General features: G+C 35.7%; 22 protein-coding genes and 5 pseudogenes. 3 read left to right on the top strand and 24 right to left on the bottom strand.

Annotation, left to right across the window (positions count from 1 at the left end):
• Nucleotides 1-1,233 precede the first annotated feature (1,233 nt).
• The 7 genes and pseudogenes from HNR31_RS14820 to HNR31_RS14785 form a co-directional block, all read right to left on the bottom strand.
• Nucleotides 1,234-2,106 carry an aminoglycoside 6-adenylyltransferase gene (locus HNR31_RS14820; protein ID WP_220129556.1) on the bottom strand — a complete coding sequence of 291 codons (873 nt, stop codon included), beginning with the start codon at nucleotides 2,104-2,106 and terminating at the stop codon, nucleotides 1,234-1,236.
• 299 nt (nucleotides 2,107-2,405) lie between these two features.
• Complete coding sequence (locus tag HNR31_RS14815; protein ID WP_181556987.1) at nucleotides 2,406-3,050, bottom strand: hypothetical protein; 645 nt, start codon at nucleotides 3,048-3,050, stop codon at nucleotides 2,406-2,408.
• A 593-nt stretch (nucleotides 3,051-3,643) separates the two neighbouring features.
• A complete protein-coding gene (locus HNR31_RS14810; protein WP_181556986.1) occupies nucleotides 3,644-4,351 on the bottom strand; it encodes a Type 1 glutamine amidotransferase-like domain-containing protein in 708 nt (235 codons plus the stop codon).
• A gap of 471 nt (nucleotides 4,352-4,822) precedes the next feature.
• A pseudogene (locus tag HNR31_RS14805) lies at nucleotides 4,823-5,995 on the bottom strand (IS3 family transposase).
• A 421-nt stretch (nucleotides 5,996-6,416) separates the two neighbouring features.
• Complete coding sequence (locus tag HNR31_RS14800; protein ID WP_181556985.1) at nucleotides 6,417-6,917, bottom strand: YjdJ family protein; 501 nt, start codon at nucleotides 6,915-6,917, stop codon at nucleotides 6,417-6,419.
• Nucleotides 6,918-7,014: 97 nt separating this feature from the next.
• Nucleotides 7,015-8,040, bottom strand: coding sequence for a DUF4030 domain-containing protein (locus HNR31_RS14795; RefSeq protein WP_181556984.1), 1,026 nt, complete (start codon nucleotides 8,038-8,040; stop codon nucleotides 7,015-7,017).
• Nucleotides 8,037-8,560 (bottom strand): annotated as a pseudogene (locus tag HNR31_RS14785) (sigma-70 family RNA polymerase sigma factor). The gene HNR31_RS14795 and the pseudogene HNR31_RS14785 overlap by 4 nt, the downstream one beginning before the upstream one ends.
• A 130-nt stretch (nucleotides 8,561-8,690) precedes the next feature.
• Here HNR31_RS14785 and HNR31_RS14780 point away from each other — a divergent pair.
• Nucleotides 8,691-8,831, top strand: a pseudogene (locus tag HNR31_RS14780) (IS110 family transposase); the annotation flags it as partial.
• A 133-nt stretch (nucleotides 8,832-8,964) separates the two neighbouring features.
• Here the strand turns inward: HNR31_RS14780 and HNR31_RS18930 are convergent.
• Nucleotides 8,965-9,100 (bottom strand): annotated as a pseudogene (locus HNR31_RS18930) (ASCH domain-containing protein); the annotation flags it as partial.
• 490 nt (nucleotides 9,101-9,590) lie between these two features.
• Between HNR31_RS18930 and HNR31_RS19385 the strand changes: the two are divergent.
• Nucleotides 9,591-9,713, top strand: coding sequence for a site-specific integrase (locus HNR31_RS19385; RefSeq protein ID WP_181556983.1), 123 nt, complete (start codon nucleotides 9,591-9,593; stop codon nucleotides 9,711-9,713).
• A gap of 662 nt (nucleotides 9,714-10,375) precedes the next feature.
• On the opposite strand, the gene HNR31_RS14765 is transcribed toward HNR31_RS19385, so the two are convergent.
• From HNR31_RS14765 to HNR31_RS14740, 6 genes are all read right to left on the bottom strand, one after another.
• Nucleotides 10,376-11,365, bottom strand: coding sequence for an aldo/keto reductase (locus tag HNR31_RS14765; protein WP_181556982.1), 990 nt, complete (start codon nucleotides 11,363-11,365; stop codon nucleotides 10,376-10,378).
• Nucleotides 11,352-11,543 (bottom strand): aldo/keto reductase, encoded by a 192-nt coding sequence (locus HNR31_RS14760; protein ID WP_043904775.1) that lies wholly within the window; start codon nucleotides 11,541-11,543, stop codon nucleotides 11,352-11,354. Before HNR31_RS14760 ends, HNR31_RS14765 begins: the two co-directional genes overlap by 14 nt.
• Before the next feature lie 33 nt (nucleotides 11,544-11,576).
• Nucleotides 11,577-12,548: an MFS transporter gene (locus HNR31_RS14755; protein ID WP_258561100.1), complete on the bottom strand. Its 972-nt coding sequence runs from the start codon at nucleotides 12,546-12,548 to the stop codon at nucleotides 11,577-11,579.
• Nucleotides 12,549-13,181: 633 nt separating this feature from the next.
• Nucleotides 13,182-14,033, bottom strand: coding sequence for an aldo/keto reductase (locus tag HNR31_RS14750; protein ID WP_181556981.1), 852 nt, complete (start codon nucleotides 14,031-14,033; stop codon nucleotides 13,182-13,184).
• A gap of 193 nt (nucleotides 14,034-14,226) precedes the next feature.
• A complete protein-coding gene (locus tag HNR31_RS14745) occupies nucleotides 14,227-14,814 on the bottom strand; it encodes an SDR family oxidoreductase (protein ID WP_181556980.1) in 588 nt (195 codons plus the stop codon).
• A 97-nt stretch (nucleotides 14,815-14,911) separates the two neighbouring features.
• Nucleotides 14,912-15,652 (bottom strand): SDR family oxidoreductase, encoded by a 741-nt coding sequence (locus HNR31_RS14740; RefSeq protein ID WP_181556979.1) that lies wholly within the window; start codon nucleotides 15,650-15,652, stop codon nucleotides 14,912-14,914.
• A 384-nt stretch (nucleotides 15,653-16,036) separates the two neighbouring features.
• On the opposite strand from HNR31_RS14740, the gene HNR31_RS14735 reads away from it, so the two are divergent.
• Entirely contained in the window at nucleotides 16,037-16,582 is a 546-nt protein-coding gene (locus HNR31_RS14735; protein ID WP_181556978.1) for a TetR/AcrR family transcriptional regulator, read from the top strand.
• 235 nt (nucleotides 16,583-16,817) lie between these two features.
• Here the strand turns inward: HNR31_RS14735 and HNR31_RS14730 are convergent.
• The 10 genes and pseudogenes from HNR31_RS14730 to HNR31_RS14685 form a co-directional block, all read right to left on the bottom strand.
• A pseudogene (locus tag HNR31_RS14730) lies at nucleotides 16,818-17,158 on the bottom strand (ATP-binding cassette domain-containing protein); the annotation flags it as partial.
• Between the two features lie 275 nt (nucleotides 17,159-17,433).
• Nucleotides 17,434-17,679 carry an ADP-ribosylglycohydrolase family protein gene (locus HNR31_RS14725; RefSeq protein WP_181556977.1) on the bottom strand — a complete coding sequence of 82 codons (246 nt, stop codon included), beginning with the start codon at nucleotides 17,677-17,679 and terminating at the stop codon, nucleotides 17,434-17,436.
• 343 nt (nucleotides 17,680-18,022) lie between these two features.
• On the bottom strand, nucleotides 18,023-18,355 hold the full coding sequence (locus HNR31_RS14720) for a hypothetical protein (protein WP_181556976.1): 333 nt from the start codon (nucleotides 18,353-18,355) through the stop codon (nucleotides 18,023-18,025).
• 426 nt (nucleotides 18,356-18,781) lie between these two features.
• Nucleotides 18,782-18,940, bottom strand: coding sequence for a hypothetical protein (locus tag HNR31_RS14715; RefSeq protein WP_181556975.1), 159 nt, complete (start codon nucleotides 18,938-18,940; stop codon nucleotides 18,782-18,784).
• A complete protein-coding gene (locus HNR31_RS14710; protein ID WP_181556974.1) occupies nucleotides 18,927-20,087 on the bottom strand; it encodes a DUF4062 domain-containing protein in 1,161 nt (386 codons plus the stop codon). The genes HNR31_RS14715 and HNR31_RS14710 overlap by 14 nt, the downstream gene beginning before the upstream one ends.
• A gap of 735 nt (nucleotides 20,088-20,822) precedes the next feature.
• A complete protein-coding gene (locus tag HNR31_RS14705; RefSeq protein ID WP_181556973.1) occupies nucleotides 20,823-21,053 on the bottom strand; it encodes a hypothetical protein in 231 nt (76 codons plus the stop codon).
• Entirely contained in the window at nucleotides 21,037-21,633 is a 597-nt protein-coding gene (locus HNR31_RS14700; protein WP_181556972.1) for a DUF2339 domain-containing protein, read from the bottom strand. Before HNR31_RS14700 ends, HNR31_RS14705 begins: the two co-directional genes overlap by 17 nt.
• Before the next feature lie 1,281 nt (nucleotides 21,634-22,914).
• Entirely contained in the window at nucleotides 22,915-23,463 is a 549-nt protein-coding gene (locus tag HNR31_RS14695; RefSeq protein ID WP_181556971.1) for a hypothetical protein, read from the bottom strand.
• A 123-nt stretch (nucleotides 23,464-23,586) separates the two neighbouring features.
• Nucleotides 23,587-24,294: a uracil-DNA glycosylase family protein gene (locus HNR31_RS14690; RefSeq protein ID WP_181556970.1), complete on the bottom strand. Its 708-nt coding sequence runs from the start codon at nucleotides 24,292-24,294 to the stop codon at nucleotides 23,587-23,589.
• Nucleotides 24,242-24,547 (bottom strand): hypothetical protein, encoded by a 306-nt coding sequence (locus HNR31_RS14685; protein ID WP_181556969.1) that lies wholly within the window; start codon nucleotides 24,545-24,547, stop codon nucleotides 24,242-24,244. Before HNR31_RS14685 ends, HNR31_RS14690 begins: the two co-directional genes overlap by 53 nt.
• Nucleotides 24,548-24,576: the final 29 nt, after the last annotated feature.

Here is a 24,576-nt window from a genome sequence, read left to right as displayed (position 1 = left end):
GAAATGTGTTTTTTAGGTCACTGTATATGATTTCCAAGACGGGTGGATTTTTTGTGTACATTTATGCATTCACTATGCGTTTTGCAACACGTTCTTAACAAGTAAAAGGGAGTTCTTTAAATGGAATATATATACTTACTTGTTTTACCAATAATAGGTGTTTTGTGGTTTTTAAATTTAGCAAGCTTTTTAAAAAATTTACACAGTAATGGAAACACACTTAATCAAACAATACTAGGTGCCGTATTAACCTTTATCTTTACTTTTCTATTTATGTACGGGTTTTTAGGAACGCATTAATTATTCAAACACCTCCTGTACAAAAAGGATCGAACTACCCCCACTTACCGGCTAATGGACGATGGAAGTGGGGGATTCTTGTTTGTTTCCTTTGGCCGTTGTTGCTCAAAGGAAACAAGCCGCCCTCCTCTGTTCAACAAGGGAAGTAGCCATATAGGGATGTCCAAAGTGTCCCTTACGGAGGATACTATATGCCTGCTAATACAGCACATATAGAAGGTACACCATCTTCCCTCGTAGGCATCCAAAGAACTCATTGCAATACACCATGTTAAAGCTGGCGATATCATCTGCTTTTTAATTGCTTGCTGCGACTGGAATGCACAGACAGGAAGTTGTTGATTTGAAGCGGGAGAAGGTTGATTTTAACAATAAAACAATCCAAATATATGAAAAAGTTAATAATAAGGAACGGCTTTTTCCTCACTTTTTACTGCCAATAAATACTAATACTCAAAGAGTTGAATCACCTTGGATCTTTCTAAATCACTAGTCATCAAATCGGCGTGTTAGAAAGGAACAGAAATTAAAGAATTTCTGGATTTTCTAAATATGAAAACATTAAACTCTCATCAAAAGAGATGTTTTCTGCGGGATAAGGAGCACAATTTAGCAATTAAGCATATGCATCTATTTCTGTTATAAATTTATAACTTTATAGGCGGTCATGATAGACTATCTTGCCTGTGAAACCATATATAATTTATTTCCCCTTTTACGTAGAATCATGACCGCAGATGCTCCATATCAAGTAATGTGGCGTATGAGTTAATATTCAATGAAACGGATACTCTTATTTGCCATTTGATACATTCATTTTTTAACTGCTAAAAACAATTATCTGTATAAATTGCAAAGCTGCGGAATATCTTCTTGATTCGCTGTTCTTATCGCTACATCTCCCATCTCTTTTCCCCTCCATCGTATCTTTATTTAAAAGATTGATTTTGCATCTTGCGGCAAGTCTTTTACGTGTTTTAGAAACTCTAATGCTCTTTTGCATTCTTCTTCAGGAAAGCGAAAACCATGCACTTGCCCAACATGTTTAGCTGTTTTTTTGAATAAGTCATGAAATAAAAATAACGAATCCCAAATATTATCATAATTCGCATTTGTATACGTCTTCTCAAAGTCATTCCAAATTTCAGGCTCTAAGAACTTTTTTAAATGTCTTCCCCCTTTTCCAATTGAGTATTTATAATCTGTTTTAATTCCTATATGCCACTCAAGCATTTGAATTAATGGCTCACGTAAAACAACATCTATTAAACGCATTAACAATGGTAATTCTTGTCTCCAAATAGTTTTTGGAATATGAGATCCTAATCCCCATATAAAACTATTACAACAATCGTTATATAATTTTTCCGTTGGTTTTTTTATAAGATAACTTTGTTCACTTGGAGGTGGGATATCTGGAATATTGTGGTCTTTGTCTAGTAGAACCTTTGTCAAACTATCCTTAATTAGTTCATCCACTTTACTAGTGTGCATAAAATGCATATCAATTCGGTTTCCATCCATAAATTGCATTAAATATGTATAACGGCCATCGCCAATGGGAGGTGGAAAAATTTTATCTTCAGGTTTTTCCATAAGCATTACTTCCCCAAAGCGAGACAAAATATAGTTTTCATCTTTAAATGGTTCAACATCTGTAACTAAATATACAATATCATAATCTTGAAATATATCTTTATTTATATTTGGATTTACACGAGAACCGTTCATTAGCACTCCACGTATACGATGATCTTGCTTAGCAAATGTTATGATTAAATCCAACATTTCTTGTTCTGTTCTCATTTTCACATATGTCACCCCTTCCTTCGATACGAACGGTCTCCATATTTTCTTTTTAGCATTCCTATCCCCCAAAGTTAAGAAGTAATATCCTAATTATACCATCCAAAGATTATATTTTTTATTGAACTAAACTGCTTCGTTAGCCACCCATGCATCGGCGGCACCATCAGAAGGATGAAAATGCTAATTTTCAGACTTACCTACCATACGTCAAATCATCAGGCCCATGATGTCTATCAAAGGGAAATTTACAAAATAATTTGGACTTGACTTTTTATAAATATGCTCTTTAGAATTTGTTAAAAGGTCTTGTGCCATTCTTTATCATCTAATGGTACACCTTTTTTAACATAACTAATGGAAATCATTCCATGTTTTAATCCAGCGTTCTTTTGAATAAATGATACAATCTCATTAAAAATTTCTTCATCCTTTTTAGCCGGCTTTCTAGGTACAGATATGATAATAGTAGGTGCCGCATCGTATTCTTTATAACTACTTGGCTCATTTGGATTAACGTTATATGTTATTCCGGTCCTTTCGTCATAATCTACCCACAATTTGTCCAACGCTCCAAGTTTTTGCTCAATATAAGGACGTATATTGTTTTCTAATTCCTTTTCCCACTTCTCCGCAATATAGGAGTCTTCCATCTGTTTTGTTTCTTCATTGTAGTAGACTAAAAACTGTGTATGATCCTTTTTGTTCTCTGCTTTAGCAGCGTAATCAAATGTTGGGAAGTTGCCCATATTATCAAATAGTGTGTCATAAATAACAATTTCATCTTTAAATGTATTTTTTATATATTCCTGTGCTTGTATTTTTACCTTTTTCACTTCATCCTCATCTGGCTTCATGCTTTGTACAAATGCGAAAGCAAAAAGCCCTATACCTAATGCGAATATGCCGAATACACCGATACCAATTTTTATTTTTTTATTCATAATAATCCTCTTTGAATTGTTTTGTTAATTATAACATAATTTCCATTTTTCTGATATTTATTCTTAAATTAAACTGCTCTTCACTTCAATAAAAAAGGCATTACTTCCTGTTTATTGAAGTAATGCTCTCGTTCGCCACCCATGCCGTATTTCGCGACACCAAAGACGGTGGTGGGAATTGAGTAAGAAAAGAATGATGTCTCTTTTTGATTCCTTTTGTGGCAGAAGTATCAATTCTTTTTTATCTTACTGTTTCTTTCTCAATGTGTGTTCACTTTGACTTTAAGTTCTTATTTCCTCTACATTATTCTTGATAATTCATTCCCTCATTCTCATACGTGTGAATAGCTCTTTGTTTGAATTCCTCCGTATAACGGTGAAATGTTTGTCCTTTTCGTGCCATAAAAAATCCCCTCCAAATATAGTGTAACACCCAACTATTAAAAATGGGCTTTTTACACTGTCTGCTTAAAGGGGATAATATCATCAATCGGTCTTTTTTGTATGTCCTGTTCAACTAACACTAACCGTTAGCCAACCATAAAGTGAGCTTCACCACAGATGTTGAAGTTAATTCGTTCTTCCATATCGGCTTAACAGGAACCTAAAAAATTTGTCTGAAGCTCTTCCTCTATCACCTTCATCACCTTGTTATCCAAATAAACTTTATAAGCCTTTGCCTTTGGTCTAGAACTAACTATATTACTTATGTTTTGTTCAATATAATGGATGGCAACTCCATCATCTGCTGCAATACCAGCTTGTATGGCTCCAGAATAAATTAGTTTATGATATGAATGCCTTATGTCTAACTCTCCATCATAATGCGGACAATGACTGCCTTTTAGAAAGCCTAAGCATTTCATTGGTTCTAATTCCTCTCCAAATGAATCTGTGACGCCTTCCTCGAACCAACATATAGAACCAGCACTAATGCCGGCTAAAACAATTCCTTGGTTCCAAGCTTTTCTCAAAATATCATCTAACCCCCACTCTTTCCATAAAACTAATAAGTTTCTTGTATTTCCCCCACCGACATATATAATATCCTTCTCCAGTATAAACCCCTCTAAATCTCTTGTTGGCGGTTTAAATAAAGATAAATGAGAAGGTTTGCAATTTTGTTTATTAAAGAAGTTATAATACCTTGATATATAATGATCTGAATCCCCGCTAGCAGTGGGGATAAAACAAATCTTTGGAGTAGTTTTTTTTGTTTGTTTCAATATGTACCAATCCAATAACGGGTTATCCGGTTCCATTGAGAACCCTCCGCCGCCTAGAGCAATGATTTGTCGCATCTTATTCCTTCCTTTCTAAAAAGAACTATTTTCCACACCGATAATTTCTACAAATTAAAATCAAATCCTTTTTCAACTAACCTTCCCCATTAGCCACCCATGTCGCATTTCACAGCACCACAGATTATGCAAGAAATTCTATTCTTCCATGGAAGACAACCGTACCGCATAATTGCGACACCATCAGCAAGGATGAAAATATTCACTTTCAGGATAGACTTCCATGCCGCATTGCGTCACCAACAAATGATGAAAATGCTAATTTTCGGGATAGTTAAAAAATGGTTGTAAGCAAAACACCCGCGCATTTTGCGGGTGTTTTGCTTAAATAACCATATCAATAATTCCATTTATCCATTCAGGATTTTCTTCGATTCCGAGCTTATTACAAAGATTTTTATGGACTCTTTTAAATTCTGGTGGTGTTATGTCAAGAAAATGGACACGTTAAACAGAGAGAAATAGCTGAACTTAGGCAGCTACTTTTCTCTGGTTAGCGTAGTAAGCAGCCTCAAATTCACATGGCGATACATATTCAAGAGCGGAATGACTCCTTTTTCGGTTGTAGAAGCATTCGATGTACTCAAAAATGGCTTGTTTCGCTTCTTTCCGCGTGCGGAATCGATTCAGATAAATGCACTCTTTCTTGATGAGGCTATGAAACGACTCCATACAAGCGTTGTCGTAACAGTTCCCACGTCTCGACATGCTCACTTGAAAATGATGTTCCTGTAAAAGTTGCTGATAGTCATTCGAAGCATATTGGCTCCCACGATCCGAATGATGAATCACTCGTTCCGTTGGTTTTTCGCTGTTTAGAGCCCGTTGTAACGCTTTAATGACGAACTCTTTCGTCATTCGTGTATCGATATACCATCCTATAATCTTACGAGTATATAAATCCATGATACTGGCTAAATACAACCAGCCTTCATCGGTAGGAATGTACGTAATATCCGCCATCCATACTTCATTCGGAGCCGTTGCTTGAAAGTTTTGTTTCAATAGATTGTCATAGACGTTGTAAGGATGGTTACTGTTCGTAGTGGCTTTGAATTTACGGACGGTAATGGATCTCAAGTCTTCTTCGCTCATGATGCGAGCGACCGTCTTTTGAGACACTCGAATCCCTTGTTTGCATAGTTCTTGAGTAATTTTCGGGCTTCCGTAAATCTTACGGGACTTTAGATACTCATTTCGAATCTGTTGAGTGAGTTGTTCTTTTCGTTCTTTCTGTTTACTTTTCGGACGCTTGAGCCAGTCGTAATACCCACTTCTTGAAACATCGAGCACTTGACTGACACATCTTCACCACGCGAAATTCGTTTCGGTGTTGAAAAATGAACGCGTAAATTACTTCTGGTTTCTGGTGAAGATGCCTAACGCCTTTTTTAGGATGGCTAATTCCTCCTCCAACTCTTGATTGCGACGGCGTAACTCAATGATTTCTTGATTTTGCGGCTTGATGTTGCCTGAACCCACAAAACTCTTTCCGTTGCTTTCTTTGTATTCTTTCACCCAACGGTGAAGAGTGTTGTAAGCCAAACCTAACTCTTTTGCCACTTGGGCGATGGACTTGTCCCCCTCCAAGCATAACTCAACGGCTTGAATCTTGTATTCTTGATCAAATGTTCTCTTTTTCATGATTGGACACCTCGAACCGATTGTAATTAAGTTTATTATAATCTCTCTGTTCTCTGTGTCCACTTTTTAGACTAACATCATTGACATATAAAATTAATAGGAAAAATATATATCACAGGTAAATTATACCAAACATTTAATTTTTCCGTCTAAAAGTCTTCGTTAAATTAGAATTTCATGCAATCTTATTATATACAGAGATAGAAATCTTCTCCTTTTGGTCAGTTGTAATGTAGAGTGACAGAATTTTACCGACATAAATGACAAAATTATACCAACTATATACACGGTTGTGTAGTGTGCAATTGACCTAAATATATATTGATATGCTCTATTAAATATCCTTTGCTGATTTTTGACTAAAAGAAAAAGACCACTGTATTGCGGTCTTTGGCTGTTCTTATTCAATCCAAGCAATCTGTTAGCTTAAAAATGTTGTTTTGAAAATTTGCTCATTTCCTTTTCTTAACTTTAAGAAGAGAATGAGTGAAATAATAAAGTTTAACATACAAGTAATTATAAAAAGAGAAGTGAAATATTTACCTCCTACTGTCGGAGAATCAGATACCATTGCTCCTAATAAAAAAAACATAATACCCAAACAGAAATGAAACACAATTAGCTTTTTTGTATTGTGCTTTAAAAGTAAATAACCACTTAAAATGAAAATAAAAGTAAGGCTAAACATCATCAATATAGGAAATATTGGTTTAAATTTTGCTGCATATATAAAGTGGTCCAATTGTGAAATATCGGTGCTTTCCATTACTTCACCATTGAACACCTTTGAAAAAAATGCAGAATGTTTCCATTCCCATGGTCTATCTCTCAATTCACTTCCTTCATACCATGAAGCAAATGTAGAGAAAACAAAAAGCATAAACGCTGACGCATATTGAAATATAAATGACACTCTATTCATCCCAATTTCACCTCTTTTTTTAATTTATCACCTAGACCTTTTATTCAATAAACCTACAATATTAATCATCTATGCCAACAGATTGCAGAAGAATTATTTAATTAAGTTCTTTCTTATCTTTACTATAAACAATAATTTTATATGGGTCATCTTTTACTGCTTTTTTCGCCTCTTTTGAGTTAATAAAATCAACTACCATTTTCTCAATTTTATTTCCAAGCTCCCTTGCTTCGGGATCTGATGATGAAACCGTTGTTTTAATTGTAATCGTCATTGGGGAAGGATGATTAGAATAACCTACTCCCTTCACTTTATACTCTTTTTGACTCATTAATCCCTCAGCAATTGTTTTAATTACTGTACGCCATCTAGCTTCTTGTTCTCGCTTTTCCATATCAATTTTGTGGATTTTTATTGGGAATGCTCCAATATTTTTTGATTCAATCACGCTTTGAACTACTTTTTTAATCTCATCTACCTTTGGCTCAGTATTAGGGACATCCAATTCGACTAATTTTTCTTTATCGTTATTTCGTACTCCAACGGATAAAACGGTAAAATCGTATTTTTCTAATTCTTCATAAATAGCATCCATCAGTTCCCCGCTTTGGCGCTCAAACTCTAGTTGCTTCGGGTCTTCGATTTCTCTGTACAGGTTTTGTTTATATACGTTAACGGTAAAAGCATCATAATTTCTTGATGCCAAAATGTCTTTAACCGTTTTTTCCACATCATCTTTTACATCGTTGTAATACTCTTCTGTTCCTACAATTGCTACTTCAACCTTCTTCTTAGGGATCAACTGTATTCCCACACTATCAATGTTGTATTTTCTCCGTAATTCTTCTGAGATTACATCGATAATAGGCTTAGATTCGAATAATTGGTTTAAATAAGGGATTTTTGAAGCAACCTCCGCCATTGTCGGTGAAATAAACGCTGAACCAATGAACAAACCAAATAATAATACAGCCGCTCCACTAAAATAAGCGATTTTCTTCCTCAAGCTCCACTTTTTCTTTTTTCCTTTAAGAATTGCTGATTGGATTGCGTCATTCAGTTCTTTTTCCGGAATTGAAATTTTATCCGCTTCTTTTTTTAAATGAGATAGGAAATCATTCATTTGATGCACTCCTTTCTTAAATAAATTCTCAACTGATTAATTGCTCTATGTAAGTTGGTTTTCACCGTACCTTCTGGATAATTTAAAATCTTTGCGATTTCTTTTATCGGAAGGTCATTGTAATATCGTAATTATAACGGTTTTATATTTCTCTTCTAATTGGTCGATAGCATCGACTAAATCCATACGTTCTTCAATATGAAGTCTTTCGATATTTTTATAATTTCCATATAGATCCAATTCCTCAACAGGAATAACCCGCTTATTTTTTTTTAAAATCAAGGGCTGTATTAATTAAAATTCGCGTGAGCCAATTTGAAAAATAATTTGTTTCTTTTAACTTTTTTATCGAAATATAAGCCTTATAAATCGTTTCATGAACAATATCAATTGCATCACTTTCATTTTTCACATAGAGATAAGCCATTCGATAAAGCTTTTCTTTTTCAGCTTCAATTAATTCTTGAAAAGCTTTATCGTTTCCTCTTTTTGCTTTTTTCACTTTATCCTGAAATAACATCTTTCCTCCCCTTTCCTTTCACTCTTTAGACATAAAATAACGTTAAAATGTTTCAAAAAAATATGCTATGTTAATGAAAAAGGTTATAAATAATGTTTAAAATATTAAAATACATAAAAATAGTGTATAATCTACCGGTCAGAAGCCTCCAGTGGTGTTAGAAGCAACAGGACATTACCATCCTCCCGTTGTTAAATTTTTGGAGGATCATCACTATGTATTCATTATCATCAATCCACTCATCTCCTATAGAGCCAAAAGTTCAAGTTTATGAAAAGCAAAGACCGATGCCATGGACTACCATCACAGAAAAACGCTCGGATTTTCATTCCGAGCGTTTAAAAAAATCATTTATTAACTCACCTTTTTAGTATTGTGGTGTAATATCATTCCTATTATTCCTATTATTTCTTTACATCAACCAATTCAAAACGCTCACAAACCAGCAACATATCTTCTTTAAATTCGCGACCAATTTTACTTAAACTCTTCTTTAAAGAATTTTTCATAAGCTTCTTTCCAATACTGATATGTTCTATCTAGTTTTGTGTATTTTGAATAATACTGCTGAAGGATTGATTGATTAGAATATTTTATTCTGCTCTATCCTTACATATTTTGCTGTTTTAATCTAGACAAATAAGAACGCACGTGCTAATATTTACATACATAAATTAACTCATTTTATTTTTTCGATACAATTATCACGAATTATCAAAGTTTATACGCGATTATTAAGTTAACTTACTGTTTTATCGTTTTTTATCCTTCACTTTATATTATGTCAACTGGATAGAAACTTAAGCGTACCAATAAGTTGATCTCTCAAGTACCGATAAGATTTTATATCGTGTACTTCTTCCCCTCAAGTTGACGATAATTATTAGTGCTGTTCCAATTAAGTTTTATGGACGTCCGGATAACTATCAGGTACGGTCCATAATTTAAATTTACGGGTGCGCCCTCATAACTTAATTTTTAAGGAGGTCGTTCCGTATGAACTTTACACAGGCAGCTGACGATTTTTTTGATGTATTTGGAAATTGAAAAAAACTGTTCACATAATACACTACGCAGCTACGCTTATGACTTGAAATGTTACAAAGAATTTTTAATAAAACAAATCAGATCGCTTGATTTACATGATATTTAACACCTTCTACAAGTCGACGCTTTGTTCAAGATCAAGTAATCAATCATGGTATTCAGCCACGAACATTGCACATTGCAACGACGCATTTCATGTTTAAAATCATTTAGCCAATTTTGTTCAAAGGAAAATTATAACAAATTTGATGTATTTTTCGTTTATCACGGCGTGAATAAAATTTGATGCTCTCTGTTTCACTATTACCTAACAAATATTGAATAGTATCTAATATCTTTGGAAACACCCTTTTCATCTAACAATGTCGCAATGGAATATCGGAAACCATGTGGTGTAACTCTTCTCTCCCCTTCCCACCCTAAATATCCACAAATTTTATCAGTCATTCGATTTAATTGTTTGTTTTGTAACGCTACCCCTTTGATTCCGTAACAAAGTGGATCATCGGATGTTAATCCATTCTCTTTAATATACTCCCTCAGACTGTTCAAAAACTTTGGTGGTAACGGCAAGAATTGGACCTTATGTTTGGAATTATACACTCCAAAATTGTAGATAATTGCTTGTCTTTAAATAAGCCAGCTTTGTTTTTTTTGATGAAATGATGCTCGCCTTACTTTAAATGAAAAGTGCAAGTTTTTTCACGATTTTCGTGATTTACCTTGCACTTTTCATACCTTATTCTATCCCACACGGAGAACGATCAGTTATTTGCCCGTTCTATTTGCGTATTCTGAATCTGCCGGATAGCGATCCCCCGAAATCTCGATCTTCGAGAGCGCGTCGTTCAAATCCTTTAGTTCGTCGGGAGTCAGCTCAATGTCCGCTGCGCCAAGATTTTCTTCCAAGCGCTCCAATTTACGCGTGCCGGGAATCGGAACAATCCATGGCTTCTGGGCAAGCACCCATGCGAGTGCGATTTGAGCCGGTGTTGCGTTTTTCTCTGCAGCAACCTTCTTTATTAGTTCGACCAAAACCTGATTTGCTTCGAGATTCTCCGGTTTGAAGCGAGGAACAATACTGCGGAAATCGGAGCTAACGAATGTTGTATTCTTATCAATTTTTCCAGTAAGGAAGCCCTTACCCAGCGGGCTGAACGGAACGAAACCGATTCCGAGTTCCTCGAGCGTAGGAAGCAGTTCTTCTTCAGGGCTTCGCCACATCATTGAGTATTCACTCTGAACTGCAGTGAGCGGCTGAACCGCGTGTGCACGGCGAATCGTGTGCACCCCTGCTTCAGAAAGTCCCCAATGCTTAACCTTACCTTCTTTGATTAGGTCTTGCACTACTCCGGCTACTTCCTCAATCGGTACATTTGGGTCAACACGATGCTGATAGTACAGATCAATGGCTTCAACTTTTAGGCGTTTGAGCGAGCCTTCGACGGATTGCCTAATGGTCTCCGGCTTGCTGTCAAGCACCTGCTTGCCATCTACCATTTTAATACCAAATTTTGTGGCGATGACCACCTTCCCCTTGAATGGGGCAAGCGCTTCACCTACCAACTCCTCATTCACATATGGACCATAAACTTCGGCGGTGTCGAAAAAAGTAACACCCCGGTCAATCGCCGCATGGATCAGCGAAATCATCTCCCTCTTGTCTGCTGCCGGACCATAACCATAACTCATTCCCATGCAACCAAGCCCGATAGCAGAAACTTCTAGTCCGCTTTTTCCTAATTTACGCTTTTGCATAATTTATCTTCCTTTCTTTTTTATCGTTTGCCGTATCAAAAAAGTTAATACCGGCCTCACGACAACGTTTAAACATTGCTTTAGATGTTTCTTCATCAGCGTTTCCGCCAAAAGACATCGTACCAAAACATAAACTTGAGACTTTAATGCCTGTTTTCCCTACTGTGCGATATTTCATAATAAATCCTTCTAATTTTAATACCAGAAAAGCTCAACCATTGGCGCGCTTTGAGAAAGTTCGTGTAAGCCCGAAGGAAACGGATGCAACGGAGACTGCGACGAAGACTGTAGCGGCGCCGATCCAACAGATCGCCAGTATAGACGATCCGCCCACGGCAATTCCTCCGATACCAGCGCCTGCTGCAAAGCCGAGCTGTACGAAGGTACTATTCAGACTAAGCAAGATACCGGAGGCTTCCGGAGCGAGTGAGAGTAGGTTGTAGTTCTGGGTCGGTCCGAACGTCCAAGCAGCAATCGCCCAAAGCATGAGTAACGGGATAGCGACGATGGTCGTTCGGGCGACGATGGACAGCAACGCGAGAGCGAGGGCTTGTACGACCATGCTGCCGACAAGTGTGCGAGCGGTGCCGGTCCGATCCGCCAAGAAGCCGCCAAGCTTGGAGCCGATCAAGCTCGCGATGCCCAAGGCGAAGAGAATGACGCTCACTTCCTGTTCACTCATCGACATGACAGAGGTCAGGAATGGGGTGATATACGTATTGACCACCGAATAGCTGATAAACACGAAGAACGTCACGCCGAGGGCGAAGGCTATCTTTGGCTTCTTTAACAGGGCGAGTTGCTTGCCAAGAGGGACGGATGCTTCGCCTTCCATGGATGGAATCGTCTTTGCGACAGCGAAAATTCCCAGCAGGGTGAAGATTCCAATACCCCAGAATATCACCTTCCAATCATACGCCGCAGCGACCACGCGCCCAATGGGAATGCCGAGGACGAGAGAGGCACTGAAGCCCAACGCAATGTTAGACATCGCTCCAGCCTGTTGCCCGGAAGGCGCCAGATTTGCAGCGGTGGAATAGGCGGTGACTACGAAAACACCCGTTCCGACCCCGAGTAAAACGCGAGAGACCATCAGGAAGCCGAAACCCGGAAGGGCGAGCGTCGAAACGATGCCGAGTAAAATAATGGCAAGAGCTAGTAGCAGTTGCTTGCGCCGATCCATCTTCGCAGTCGCCACCATGACGGCTGGCGTGCCGTTGCGTTGGCAAGCGCGAATACGGTAATAAGCTGTCCTGCTGCCGATACCGATACGCCGACAGAAGAAGCGACTTGATCCAGAATGCCCGAGATGACAAATTGTGACGTGCCCACAAAAAAGCTGATAAGGGTTAGCATGTAAATTTTCTAGGTTTTATTCACGGTGTTCTATCTACTCCTCAATCTATAATTTAATCCCTTTTGTCCTAAAGAACGAATTACTCGTACGCGATTCGGATCAAGATTTCTAAGTCTGCTTGAGTTACGCAGATTAAAGCGTTAACTGAGCATCAGTTTCTTTTAGGAATATATCAGTAGCAATTCAAGCAATTCCCCCGTTTGCTCCAAGGATTAAAAGATTACTCAGTTTTAAAACTCCCTTTCATTCATTCTAAAGTATAGAAAAACCAGAAATGATACACTATGAACCACTACTATGGTTCATAGTGAGTATAACAAAATAAGGCTTTACCACGGCAACTAGACAACCAGTTGCTGTGCCTAATGTATGTGCAACCAAAGTTAGCTTACTTTTGAAGTTTACCATCACTTATGACACGGTTCTCCGTATTTCATTTCGTTGTGTTGTATAAGAGCATTAAATATCAAATTTACGGTTACAGAGCCATTTCACGATTTCAGGATCGTTATGTGAAAAGAACAAGCTCTTTTTCGTATCTAACGTAGCAATCATCTCCATATCCTCTTGGCTTAATTCAAAGTCGAAGATATTGAAGTTTTCGATGATTCTTTCTTTATGAACAGACTTTGGAATCGCGACGATTCCTCTTTGTGTCAACCAACGTAAAATCACCTGAGCAACGGATTTATTATACTTTTCAGCTATTGATACTAAAACTTCATTCTGGAAGATGTTATTTCTTCCTTCAGCAAAAGGCGCCCAGGACTCTATCTGAACATTGTACTCTTTCATAAGTTTTGCGCTTTCTATTTGTTGGCAAAAAGGATGCGTTTCAATCTGGTTTACAGCAGGAACTACTTCATTATGAATAATCAAATCTACCAGACGATCCATTTGGAAGTTACTAACTCCAATTGCCCTAATCTTTCCCTCACGATACAATTCCTCCATAGCACGCCAAGAGCCATATACATCACCAAATGGCTGATGAATTAAATACAAATCCAAATAATCCAATTGCAATCTTTCCAGTGATTTTGCGAATGCTTTCTTTGTGCTCTCATAACCGGCATCCTGAATCCAAAGTTTTGTGGTAACAAATATTTCCTCCCTTGGCACGCCACTCCGTTTGATTGCTCTGCCAACCGCTTCTTCATTTTGATAAGCGGCAGCGGTATCGATCAGACGATAGCCTGTCATAAGGGCGTCATAAACACATTGTTCACATACGTCCGCATCTGTAATCTGATAAACTCCAAAGCCCAATATAGGCATCTCAACACCATTGTTCAAAATTACTTTTTGCATATGAAATCCTCCCGTGTTTTAAATATTAAGTGTCAAGTCACAATCCTTCTTTTTTACACTAAATGATTTGGATGCACATTGAGTGATTTCTCCCATATCCGGTTGATTATACATAATGGGTATTGTCCCTTCAATGTACATCTATTAAAATAGGAACGAGATCCTTTTAAATTGTTAATAAAAAATACAATTCTTATTCAGGTTTATTCACTCCCAAACTACGACGAACTTCCATTCCTGGCGTTACAGCTAATTTAACAACCAAGTCCGCAACACTCTTACGTGATACAACCGAACCTTTAAATGGTTCGCCTTTCTGAGTTGTCTCATAGTCAATTTCATCTTGATTGGTAAACCATGCAGGTCTCAGGATTGTATAGTCAAGGTCTGATGCTTCAATAATAGCAGCTGACTTTCGATATGGATCTAAGATACTACCATACTTCTCTCCCGGGACTTCATCATAAATTCCCATTGAACTGATCCAAATTAGACGTTTCACACCCGTCGCGTTCATTGCTTCCACGATGTTTTTCGCCATTTGTTCGAGATTGCCAGCCAGATTGGCATAAACGACATCCTGCCCAATCATGGCTTCTTTTAATTTTTCAATATCCAAAACATCGCCTTCGATTATTCGTACTCGATTTGAATTGATGTTTTTTAGTCTGTGTGAGTTACGAAGATAAAGTGTCAACTGAGCATCGGTTTCGTTAAGGAATAAATTAATAGCAATGCGAGCAATTGAACCATTTGCTCCAAGAATTAAAACATTTTTCAAATTCAAAACTCCCTTTCATTCATTCTAATCATTAAATGTAAATAGATTACCCCGAAAACAATAATATGGGGCAATCTAAATAACGTAAGTTTTCTTTTTAGAGTTCTTGAACTGTTGGACGAATAATCATCTCGTTAATGGCTACATCAGATGGTTGTTCAATGGCAAAAGCAATGGCACGAGCGATGCTATCAGCATCAATCGCAACTTTGTAGAATTCATCAATTGCAGATTTTAGTTCTGGATCTGAAATCGTTTCTGGCAATTCACTAGTAACGGCTCCTGGCGAGATGATGGTTGTACGAATATTGTTGACACACTCTTCTTTACGAAGACCTTCCGTAATAGCACGTACAGCAAATTTTGTAGCACTATAAACAGAACCTGCAGGTCCTATTAAGTGTCCTGCTACGGAAGAAACATTAATAATATGACCTGATTTGCGTTCTCTCATGGATGGAAGTACAGCAGCAATACCATAAAGCACACCTTTGATGTTAACATCGATCATCGTATCCCATTCATTGATTTTTTTCTGATAAAGAGGTGATAATGGCATTAATCCTGCATTATTGATCATTACATCGATTTTTCCAAATTCTTTAAGAGCATACTCAGCTAGCTCTTCCATTTGTTCATATGAAGTCACATCTGTTACTTTATAAATAGCTTGCCCGCCATTCTTTTGAATCTCTTCTTGTACTTTCTTTAAACGATCTTCACGACGAGCTGCTAAAACCACTTTTGCACCTTTAGATGCAAGTTCTTTTGCGGTAGCTTCTCCAATCCCACTAGAAGCACCTGTAATAATGACAACTTTATCTTGAATATTAGACATACTACATAACATCCTTTCTTAATAATTTAAATAATCAAGTAACAAAAAGCCTTAAACATTGAAAAAATGCATACCTTTTGGGCTACTTATATTTTTACTTTTTTTCGAAAACAATTCTTTTACAACCATAATGGCAGACATCCGATGAACCACACTTTTCTGAATGCTTTCAGTTTTTGTTGAGCTGTATTCGTATTCTTTCCCCCTTTCTTCATTAAACATTGAATTAATAAATAATAAACATTGATATATTAATTAACATCTGTCTATAATTATAAATGTGTACAGGATGCTTACAATGGTTAAATGAACACGATTTGTTCATTAGTGAACAAATCAATTAAAATTGTTAATTATCTTTAAGAAAGTTGGGTGATCCTCACAATGTCTAAAGTGGATAGAAGAATACTCAAATCTCAAGAAGCGATAAAAAAAGCTTTTATTGAATTAATGTCTGAAAAAAATTTTGATGACATTACGATACAAGATATTGCCGACAGGGCAAATGTTAGCCGAGGAACCATCTATCTTCATTACTTGGACAAATTTGATCTACTGGATAAGCTCATTGAAGAACATATTAACAATATGAGAGAAATTTGTGAATCGACGGCTGAAGCGGAATATAACGAGGCGAATCTTCCTTTGTTCGAATATCTTGAGCATCATTATTTGTTTTTTTCAACGATGTTAACGAGCAAAGGCGCCCCTCAATTTCGTAGTAAGTTCATTGAGTTTCTCATCGAAGAGTTCAAGGATGAAGTGGATATAACAAAAGAAAAAAATCAAGGATTAAATGAAGACGTTATTCTTCAATTTATTGTGAATTCTTATGTAGGAATCGTGGAATGGTGGATCGCGAATGGAATGCCTTATCCTCCTCATGTCATGGCAGAACAAGTAGGGATTTTGTTAGAGAGGAATCTATAGTGATCTCCTATGAAAAACCTGCTTCATTTTAGTGAGGAAGAAAGAGGATAATTCCTTTAGGAAGATGCTTTAACTAGGAATATTGTCTTTTACTATTCAATTAAAATGCAGGTTGTGAAGGACTGTACTTCAACTAACGAGTGCGTTGAAGAAGACAATGAAAGAATGACCAAAAAAAGAGGCTGTCCTCAAAAGGTCGTTTTACCGACCTTTTGGGACATCCTCCTTTCCATGATTAGTTTCTTAATTTTAGTTGTTGGTTTTCAATGACATATATATGATCTGCTACACGTTTAATAAACATATGATCATGTGATACGAGAAGGACGGTGCCTTCATATCCTTTTAAAAGCGTTCTAACGCTTCAATACAAAAAACATCTAAAAAATTTGTCGGCTCATCTAAAATCAGTATATTGTATCTTCCCAAAAACAGTTGACACAATACTAGACGGATTGCTTCTCCACCACTTAAATCGCGGACATTCTTTCTCAAATCATTTCCTGTAAAATTCATTGCGTGTAGGACTGCACGAATCTTGCTTTCATCGTAGTCGCTTCTCTCCTTCATATATGCCATTTAGGTGGTAAATCCGCTCTTAATTTGTTATTTTTATTTGCATCTTTTCGTTTATTTTATCAACAGTTTCTATCCAACCATATTTTTTAAATTGGTAAAATTCTTCTTTGTAAAAATTCAAGAATATTCTGAAATCATTATTCATTTTAACCACCGTCTTTCTCATAAAATAAAAATTTAAGATAAAAGTAACATATTTACAACATCCCAATTATTATAAAAGCGACTACAGTCATAATTATTCACACGATCATCAATCCAACGACCATGAATTAAGTTGATGTAAAATCGGGAAGAGGATTTTCCTTATTCTTAATAATTTCTTTAGCGACAGCGATGGTCATTGCTGTATCATCGGTAACTTTTCCGGGCGATAAGTTTAACCAGCCGCCACCGATTATATCCGTGACTTTTCCATATTTCTCTTGAATCTCTGTTATATTCATGAATTCAGTTGTAGCCCCAAGAGCATCTCCAATCGCTAATCCAAACAGCCCACCTTTTATTTTATCAAGCAATATGTCCAGCTCCTTTAAAAACTTATATGTTTAAAAACAATTATTTCGTATACGTACGTTCCCATTTGAATTACACTATGAAATTTTGATTAATTAAGAACTTAATTCTTCTCTGATAAGACAAACTGACTTAATTAATTCATATGCTTTAGCTACGTTCCCATTATATATTTCTATTAAAGGTTTTATAATATAGATTTCAACTGCTTGCTGATTTGATAAAACATCGAGCGGCAGAAAATAATTAACGATTGTCATCCGGTTTGGATAGACGGTCTTATAGAGTTTACGATGTGTTTCATCAAGCACCTATGATGTTTCGCTCCAGCTTGCATAGTAAATTTCATCGGCCACTATTTTCTACTTTGATGTAACAACAGAAAACAAAAGGAATCGTGTTCATTAACTCTCTAGAAGCTTCGTCAAAGATAATGTTGATTCCTACTCCCTTTGTAGTATCTTGCTCAGTTGCAAAAACACGTTGCTGAAAATACGGCAGCCAGAAACGAGGTTGAGCATAATGGGTGGAACGGTCCCACATCACGCCGTTTCCTCCAACAGGATTCCAACCGTATCTGACAAAAAGGTCATTGACAACTGAGATGAAATGACTCGTTTCGGTGCATATTTTAAGTATCGCATCATATATATTTTTAATTTCTTTTCCCACACTCATTTTTCCTCTCCCCAAAAATAAAAGTCTTTGAAAAGCACATTTTGTTTTGGGTGACTGAAGCCGCTAAAAGACCGAAGGCCCTTTCGTTCCAATAAAACTTTTAAATCCTCTAACATTAATTTGAAGCCCAAAGGAATGTTGGCTTCGTTAATGCTTTATCAACAACACTCCATGCAGCTTACCAATTTACCCAGTAAAAATGCATCGCGTCTTCATCTTTTCGATACAAACTTTCAATTAAACACCCTCCTCAGTTAAACTAAAAAAGAAGAAGATCAAATGACCTTCTTCTTGAATACTTTGGTGATAGATGGGCTTCTACTGCTATCTTGAAAATATTGAAATTGTAGAACGTGCAAATTGGAAACATTTGAAAAAATGGATTTTACTCCTTCTGTCAGTAGAGCATTTTTACATCATGAGCATTTATTTTGAATTACGAAATGAACTTTTTATTTTGGAAAGTTTATTTTGTAAATTTGCGTGATCACGCTTCATTTGACTAAGACGATTCGTTACAACTTTTTTTCCATATCCATGTGGTGCGGAGGCAATTAATATTACATTTTCTTTATAATTGTTCATTTGAGAGACCTCCTAACAGCATTTTGATAAAGTAACAATAAGAATATCCTTTTGATTCAAGTATAGCATTAAATATATGCTCTTGGTAAGCCTTCAATTTATAATAATCCCATTCTCCTAGCAGCGGCAGATGAAAGCAAAATACATAAGTCTTTACTTTAAACAGGAAATAGCATATTCTTTTTTCCAGTGAATAGTATAGCTTTTCATTATGATTATGATCATTATATGTTTGCACAACGTAAGAAGAGGAATCATCTAATGAAAAGTTCTCAGGAGTTGTTAATCCATCATATTCTTTGCAAATCATCTGGTCATCTCTTTTTTCGTAAAGAGTTACGGCTTTACAGTCCATTAATGCTCCTATAGCTTCTTGCTGGTACTTTGTATTTGTAGAGTAAATATTGCAGCCGACCATCTTAGATCGTAAAAGCGCTAATAGCCTTCTCCAATTTGTAATTTGCCCATTCTGCAATAAACTTATGAATTCAAGTGATAGTTCATAAAAATCCCCGTATAATTCAACATGTTCTAAGCTTCGTTCGATTTCTGAACGAATATTTAAGTATTGAAGGCTTTCTTTGAAAAGAGCTGAAAGATAGCTTTTTATGTTTGAAAGAATTTCGACACCTAATGAACATTTTTCGAAATATATGCCTTTTTGTTCTGCATCATAAAGAAAGTACCATACGTAATTTTCGGCAACATGAGGCTGCTCTTTAATGTTTTCGCTTATAAATTTCAACATTGAATCCGGTTCTTTACCGTGTTCGCTTAAATACTGTACTAACGATTGTTTTATTTGAGGTCTGATCGTCTGAAAGTAGGTATCAAGAACTATATCGTGAACATATACGATAAGACGTTTATTTTCATGATATGCACGTAAAAATTCAAGGTGAGTAACAGTTTTCCCTTCATCCTCTAAGAATGTTCCTGCTTTGTCCGCGATAAATAGTAGAAAGATATCACTTCTTGATACGTATTCCAAACAAGTTCGGATGGCATCTTGGTGAATATATCGCATACTATCTTCAAAACGAATAGGTTCATGCCCCATATTTTTTAATTCTTCAAATACAGCGTTTCGTATAGAGGAAAGAGTATCTTGTGCAACAGAACTTATAAAAATAGTAGTTCTATCCATATTACAATACCACCTTACTTTTTAAACAATCTCCCAAATCCGTAGCAAATTTAGGAACAATAGTTCGTTTGCTAATTCGTGTCTTAAACTTGATTCGAGAATTTCTTCAGAGGGTTTCATTTGTGTCATGAATTTATGAAGTTAGAATCTATTTGATTAATGGAATATTGTTGTCCTACCTTTTTTCTTTTATTCGCAGCATGGTTGAGGTTCTTAACAAAGATTCCTTTCTACATCTGCTTAGATAATTTATCTAACTTCTCCAAGTTTTCGAATATAGACATGTCCCCTTCAAATCATGTGTTGCTCTAACCTTAGCTCCTTTTTTAGCATAAAAAATTACTTTAAAAACATTCATTAGAGTTTAACTTCGACAAAAACTGCTAAATTCCTTCTCCTCCAATGATAAGAGTGGTTTAAATGAAAGTAAATAATTTAAGTAAATAACACAAAAAATGGTTTTTCTGCTATATTTTATAAACAAATTTCGACATCTAGGCTTTATAAAAAAGTTGAACTTGAATCCACGACAACAAATAAAAAATGAAGTCGTTTCTCTAGAAAATTATAAAAGGAATAGAATATATATCAATATTTAGAGTTGAAGTCTTATTAAAGAAAAGAAACACCGTTCAAGTATCAGAACGGTGTAATAAAGATGATTAAATGTTCTTTTTAAAATTGTTACTTCCAAGGGAAGTTACTACCAATTACCATGATGTCTTTAATATAAAATCAGTTAGTTGATTCCATATATTCAATAATAGACCACTTTTCCGATTTCTCAGAGCGGAAAGGATTTATTTCGTATTGTACATCAATAGCTTTTTCATCAAATCTCAGTGGGTTATTCACTTCAATGAGTGTAAAATTCCCGTCTTTTTCGTATACTCTATACAAATAATACCGTTCTCTATATTTCTCTGCAGATATCGCAATCACTTCGGATTTATGGCGTTTCGCCAATTGTAGACCTACGACAATCCATCCAACATAAAATAAATGCCACCACTCCCGGCACCATGTCATATAGTACATGCATCGCAAATGTTGTAAGAATCAAAAGAGAAAGCGCGCCTGATAATAAAGCTTTCCCTAAACTTTCCCTTTGTTTTTTGATTTGTTTTTCTCCTAACCACACAAGTAAACCGGAACCGGCAAACCCCATCAAAATTCTGATTGGTTCCGTTAATATTCCCATTGCAGCAGCAAGCGTAAATCCCCATACCAATCCGAGCAAGAGAACGAAGATAAATATTCTAGGAAGCCACACTCTTCCGATGACATACTCCCAATCTATCGGACCGGACTCTTTCTGCTGCACTGGCGGAGAGACTACTTCTTTTTGTCCTTCTCTTGTTTTAAACTGAATCGCTCTTCCTTTCTTCACAGGAGCTATGATTTCTTTTCGCTCTTGCGCTTGAGGTACTTTTTGCGCCTCTTGTCCCCCTTGCAATACCCTTTCAACTTGCGTCTTTAATACATTCATTTCTTTTTCTAGAAAAGCAATCCGTTGTTCTAGTTGTTCTATACGTCTTTGGTCCATTAACTGTCTCCTTTCATTTTCTTTAATAAGATAGATAAAAATACTCATGACCTACCATATTCGAACAAAAATCTGTTGTTTTCATTTTGATCTCTCCGATTCATCCAATCATCGTGATTTATATAATGAACAACGATTTAAAATTCCCTAATGTTACCTGAATGATTTTTCACAAATGCTATTCGTGTATGAATCATACAAAAACTTCTTTATTTAACAATTAAAGTAACTTACACTATGTGATACATAAAGCAATATCTTACAAATAAATTCCATTTCTATATCTATACAATAATCTATATATTCTGGTAAAATATATCAAGAAAAAATTGGAAAATTTGGTATTTATTTTAATATGAGATATTGAATTGTAGTCATGTTTAACTATGTAGCTCTTTACTTGAATCGGAATGCTCAACCCTTATTAATCAAAGAAAGGAACAGAAAAGTGATTTCGCAAGTACTGATCTCAAACAAATCTTTCAAAGAGGTGACATCGTGTGGAACCCGGGTGGAGGAATAAAGTCGGATGAAACACCGAAAGAAGCTTGTATGCAAGAAGCTTCTTTTTAAAGAGAATAAAAAAATCGGGGAATTTCTTAGCTTCTACTCTCATTGCTGGCAACGCGTTGTCAATAAAGTTATTAGAAGCGACAGAAGACGGTACATGAACCTGTCTTTTACCTTATATAATGGATGGCATTGCAAAAGGAGATGTTATTTTGTATAAGTATCTGTCAATGGGATTATAGATATTAAGTATTTTTATGATTATGTTTTCTAGAAATCCAAATGGGTACCTTCTAATCTTTATATGGATTATAGGGGCAATTCTTGGTTTAATAGGTAAAAAGACAAAGGAATCGGGATGGCTGATTAAACTGGCAATATCTCTGAATGTAGTTACAGTCACAGTATATGTTTTATGGGTATTTATTATTGGTTTAATTTGGAGTTCACCTTAACAATATATTTTAATGGAATTTTAAATGAGACCTGTTATAACAATAAAAAATGATGCGCCCAAAATAATGTTAGTTTGCATATTAATTCTAGAGAATTTTAAAATCTTCCCGAGTTTATGCTTATCCTTTGATTCTGGAAAATTATCTGGTAAGAACTACTTTACGGCTATTTCACACCATAGACCAAAGGGAACCTTGACCCGCTGAAGGTGAACCTTTGTTCCTTTATTTTTCAATGGCTATGTTAAATTTTAATGTTGATTTTATACTGAAATAAAAAAAGGCTTGGTTCTTTTTTTATAGAACTGAGCCTTTTTTATTTCAGGTTAGAAGATTGAGATACGCTCTCAATGATTTTAAAAATGTTTGTGTAAACATCCTTAATATTTACTTCATTTTTAACATCGTTATATAAATAAAATTTCCAAACGTCATCCTTATACTCTTGTTTAGTACCGCTATAAAGGTAGCCAACTGCATAGGAATTTTCACCAACTTCAGGTGCAGTTTTGTATGTTACACCTTCATTTACAAACGGTAAATGTGCTTTAGTAGTTTCGAAAAAAAATGTTGGAATTGTTAAGTTTTTATAGGTTGAAACATACTTATCATCATCCGCTTCTGAGAGATGCTCTTTCATAATAAAAACCGCATCAAACTCATTTGAAATTTCCTTTACACTTTTGGAAATTTCCTCTAACGAAAGAGATTTAAAATCTATATTCTTTTCTCTAACTTCTGGTGTTTTACCTACGACTGCAATTGACAAATTTTTTCCTTTATAGATTTCGGACTTTACTTCGTTTTTATTACATCCCACTAAGCAAAATATTAAGACCATTATTAACAGAATTATTTTTTGCATTTGCTTCCCTTCATTCTTAAAAATTCATTTTAGTTCTATATTTAGTTCTATATTGTTTTTTGTTATTTAATATTGATACATTCTCAATGTGTAGTAAAAATGAAAAAGGATGTTGTTTTCGTTTTAACAATGTATAAGATAATCTCTGATTCTTTTCCAATCATTTATTTGGTCTTGTTTACTCCTATTACGAAACCCATTTTTCCCGCAATGATAAACAGGAAAATGCTTTATAATTGACCCATTCATATCTAAAAATATTGGTTCCCGTTGGTTAACCGCATCTTTAAAGGAAGGACAACCATTAGTATATAATGGCTTTAGTGCTTCAAATGGTTTAGAACCTAGTGTGATTAAAACATCTGGGTTTACAATTTTTATTTGCTTCACTAAAAAATCAAAACAGTTGCGAAACCAAGATGTTTTTACAGAACCACCTAATCCCTTTGTTTTTTTCATGCATAGTATCGCATTCGTAAAAAACATAGGAGTAGTATCAAAATCGAACCCTGCGATCTCTAATAAGTCCTTTAACCGTTTATTTGTGAAATTATCTGGATTAGGTTTTCCTTGTTGGTGGATATAATATTCCTCATTACCCCAGTCTTGACCTATTACCATTACTTTTGCATTTAGGTCTCCTTTTAACTTTGACCAAGGCCCAATACATTGATCTTCGTTGTCAAAAACCCCATTCATTATTTTGGAAGGATTAGCAACACCATTACATGCAGAACAAAGTTTCCGTTCCTTTACTAATAGTTGATATGACTCCTTCTTATTTGTTTTTTTGGAAGGTGAATAACTTAAATGGAAGTTCATTCTGTCCATTCACTATCACATCCGATTCATTTATTAGATTACTAGCAGCATTTAATTTAAATTCTGCTTTATTTTTTGCAAACTCTCTAACATCGTCAGTCAATAAATCCTGTGGGTTATCTGCTCCTATTAGCACTGTCACTATATCCATTTCTTCACATTTTACTATATCTATTATATAGAAGGGAAGAAACATATTAAGGGCATCATCATCAATTCCATATTCAAGCATATCTAACTCTTTATAGTCATCTTGAACCACCTTTTGCTTTTTCTTTCATCTTCATCTCT

It is taken from the genome of Thermaerobacillus caldiproteolyticus (assembly GCF_013761245.1).
Taxonomy (GTDB): Bacteria; Bacillota; Bacilli; order Bacillales; family Anoxybacillaceae; genus Thermaerobacillus; species Thermaerobacillus caldiproteolyticus.
This window is presented reverse-complemented; position numbering and strand designations above follow the sequence as displayed.

What these genes read in the sequence shown, in the direction of transcription:
- HNR31_RS14800 (WP_181556985.1), bottom strand. Translation starts at nt 6,917, where the DNA reads ATGAATAGAGTGTCATTTATATTTCAATATGCGTCAGCGTTTATGCTT.
- HNR31_RS14795 (WP_181556984.1), bottom strand. Translation starts at nt 8,040, where the DNA reads ATGAATGATTTCCTATCTCATTTAAAAAAAGAAGCGGATAAAATTTCA.
- HNR31_RS14690 (WP_181556970.1), bottom strand. Translation starts at nt 24,294, where the DNA reads ATGGACAGAATGAACTTCCATTTAAGTTATTCACCTTCCAAAAAAACA.
- HNR31_RS19385 (WP_181556983.1), top strand. Translation starts at nt 9,591, where the DNA reads ATGTATTTGGAAATTGAAAAAAACTGTTCACATAATACACTACGCAGC.
- HNR31_RS14710 (WP_181556974.1), bottom strand. Translation starts at nt 20,087, where the DNA reads ATGGATAGAACTACTATTTTTATAAGTTCTGTTGCACAAGATACTCTT.
- HNR31_RS14700 (WP_181556972.1), bottom strand. Translation starts at nt 21,633, where the DNA reads ATGGACCAAAGACGTATAGAACAACTAGAACAACGGATTGCTTTTCTA.
- HNR31_RS14815 (WP_181556987.1), bottom strand. Translation starts at nt 3,050, where the DNA reads ATGAATAAAAAAATAAAAATTGGTATCGGTGTATTCGGCATATTCGCA.
- HNR31_RS14715 (WP_181556975.1), bottom strand. Translation starts at nt 18,940, where the DNA reads ATGAACAATTATAAAGAAAATGTAATATTAATTGCCTCCGCACCACAT.
- HNR31_RS14765 (WP_181556982.1), bottom strand. Translation starts at nt 11,365, where the DNA reads ATGCAAAAGCGTAAATTAGGAAAAAGCGGACTAGAAGTTTCTGCTATC.
- HNR31_RS14820 (WP_220129556.1), bottom strand. Translation starts at nt 2,106, where the DNA reads ATGAGAACAGAACAAGAAATGTTGGATTTAATCATAACATTTGCTAAG.
- HNR31_RS14735 (WP_181556978.1), top strand. Translation starts at nt 16,037, where the DNA reads ATGTCTAAAGTGGATAGAAGAATACTCAAATCTCAAGAAGCGATAAAA.
- HNR31_RS14720 (WP_181556976.1), bottom strand. Translation starts at nt 18,355, where the DNA reads ATGAGTGTGGGAAAAGAAATTAAAAATATATATGATGCGATACTTAAA.
- HNR31_RS14755 (WP_258561100.1), bottom strand. Translation starts at nt 12,548, where the DNA reads ATGGATCGGCGCAAGCAACTGCTACTAGCTCTTGCCATTATTTTACTC.
- HNR31_RS14695 (WP_181556971.1), bottom strand. Translation starts at nt 23,463, where the DNA reads ATGCAAAAAATAATTCTGTTAATAATGGTCTTAATATTTTGCTTAGTG.
- HNR31_RS14750 (WP_181556981.1), bottom strand. Translation starts at nt 14,033, where the DNA reads ATGCAAAAAGTAATTTTGAACAATGGTGTTGAGATGCCTATATTGGGC.
- HNR31_RS14810 (WP_181556986.1), bottom strand. Translation starts at nt 4,351, where the DNA reads ATGCGACAAATCATTGCTCTAGGCGGCGGAGGGTTCTCAATGGAACCG.
- HNR31_RS14760 (WP_043904775.1), bottom strand. Translation starts at nt 11,543, where the DNA reads ATGAAATATCGCACAGTAGGGAAAACAGGCATTAAAGTCTCAAGTTTA.
- HNR31_RS14740 (WP_181556979.1), bottom strand. Translation starts at nt 15,652, where the DNA reads ATGTCTAATATTCAAGATAAAGTTGTCATTATTACAGGTGCTTCTAGT.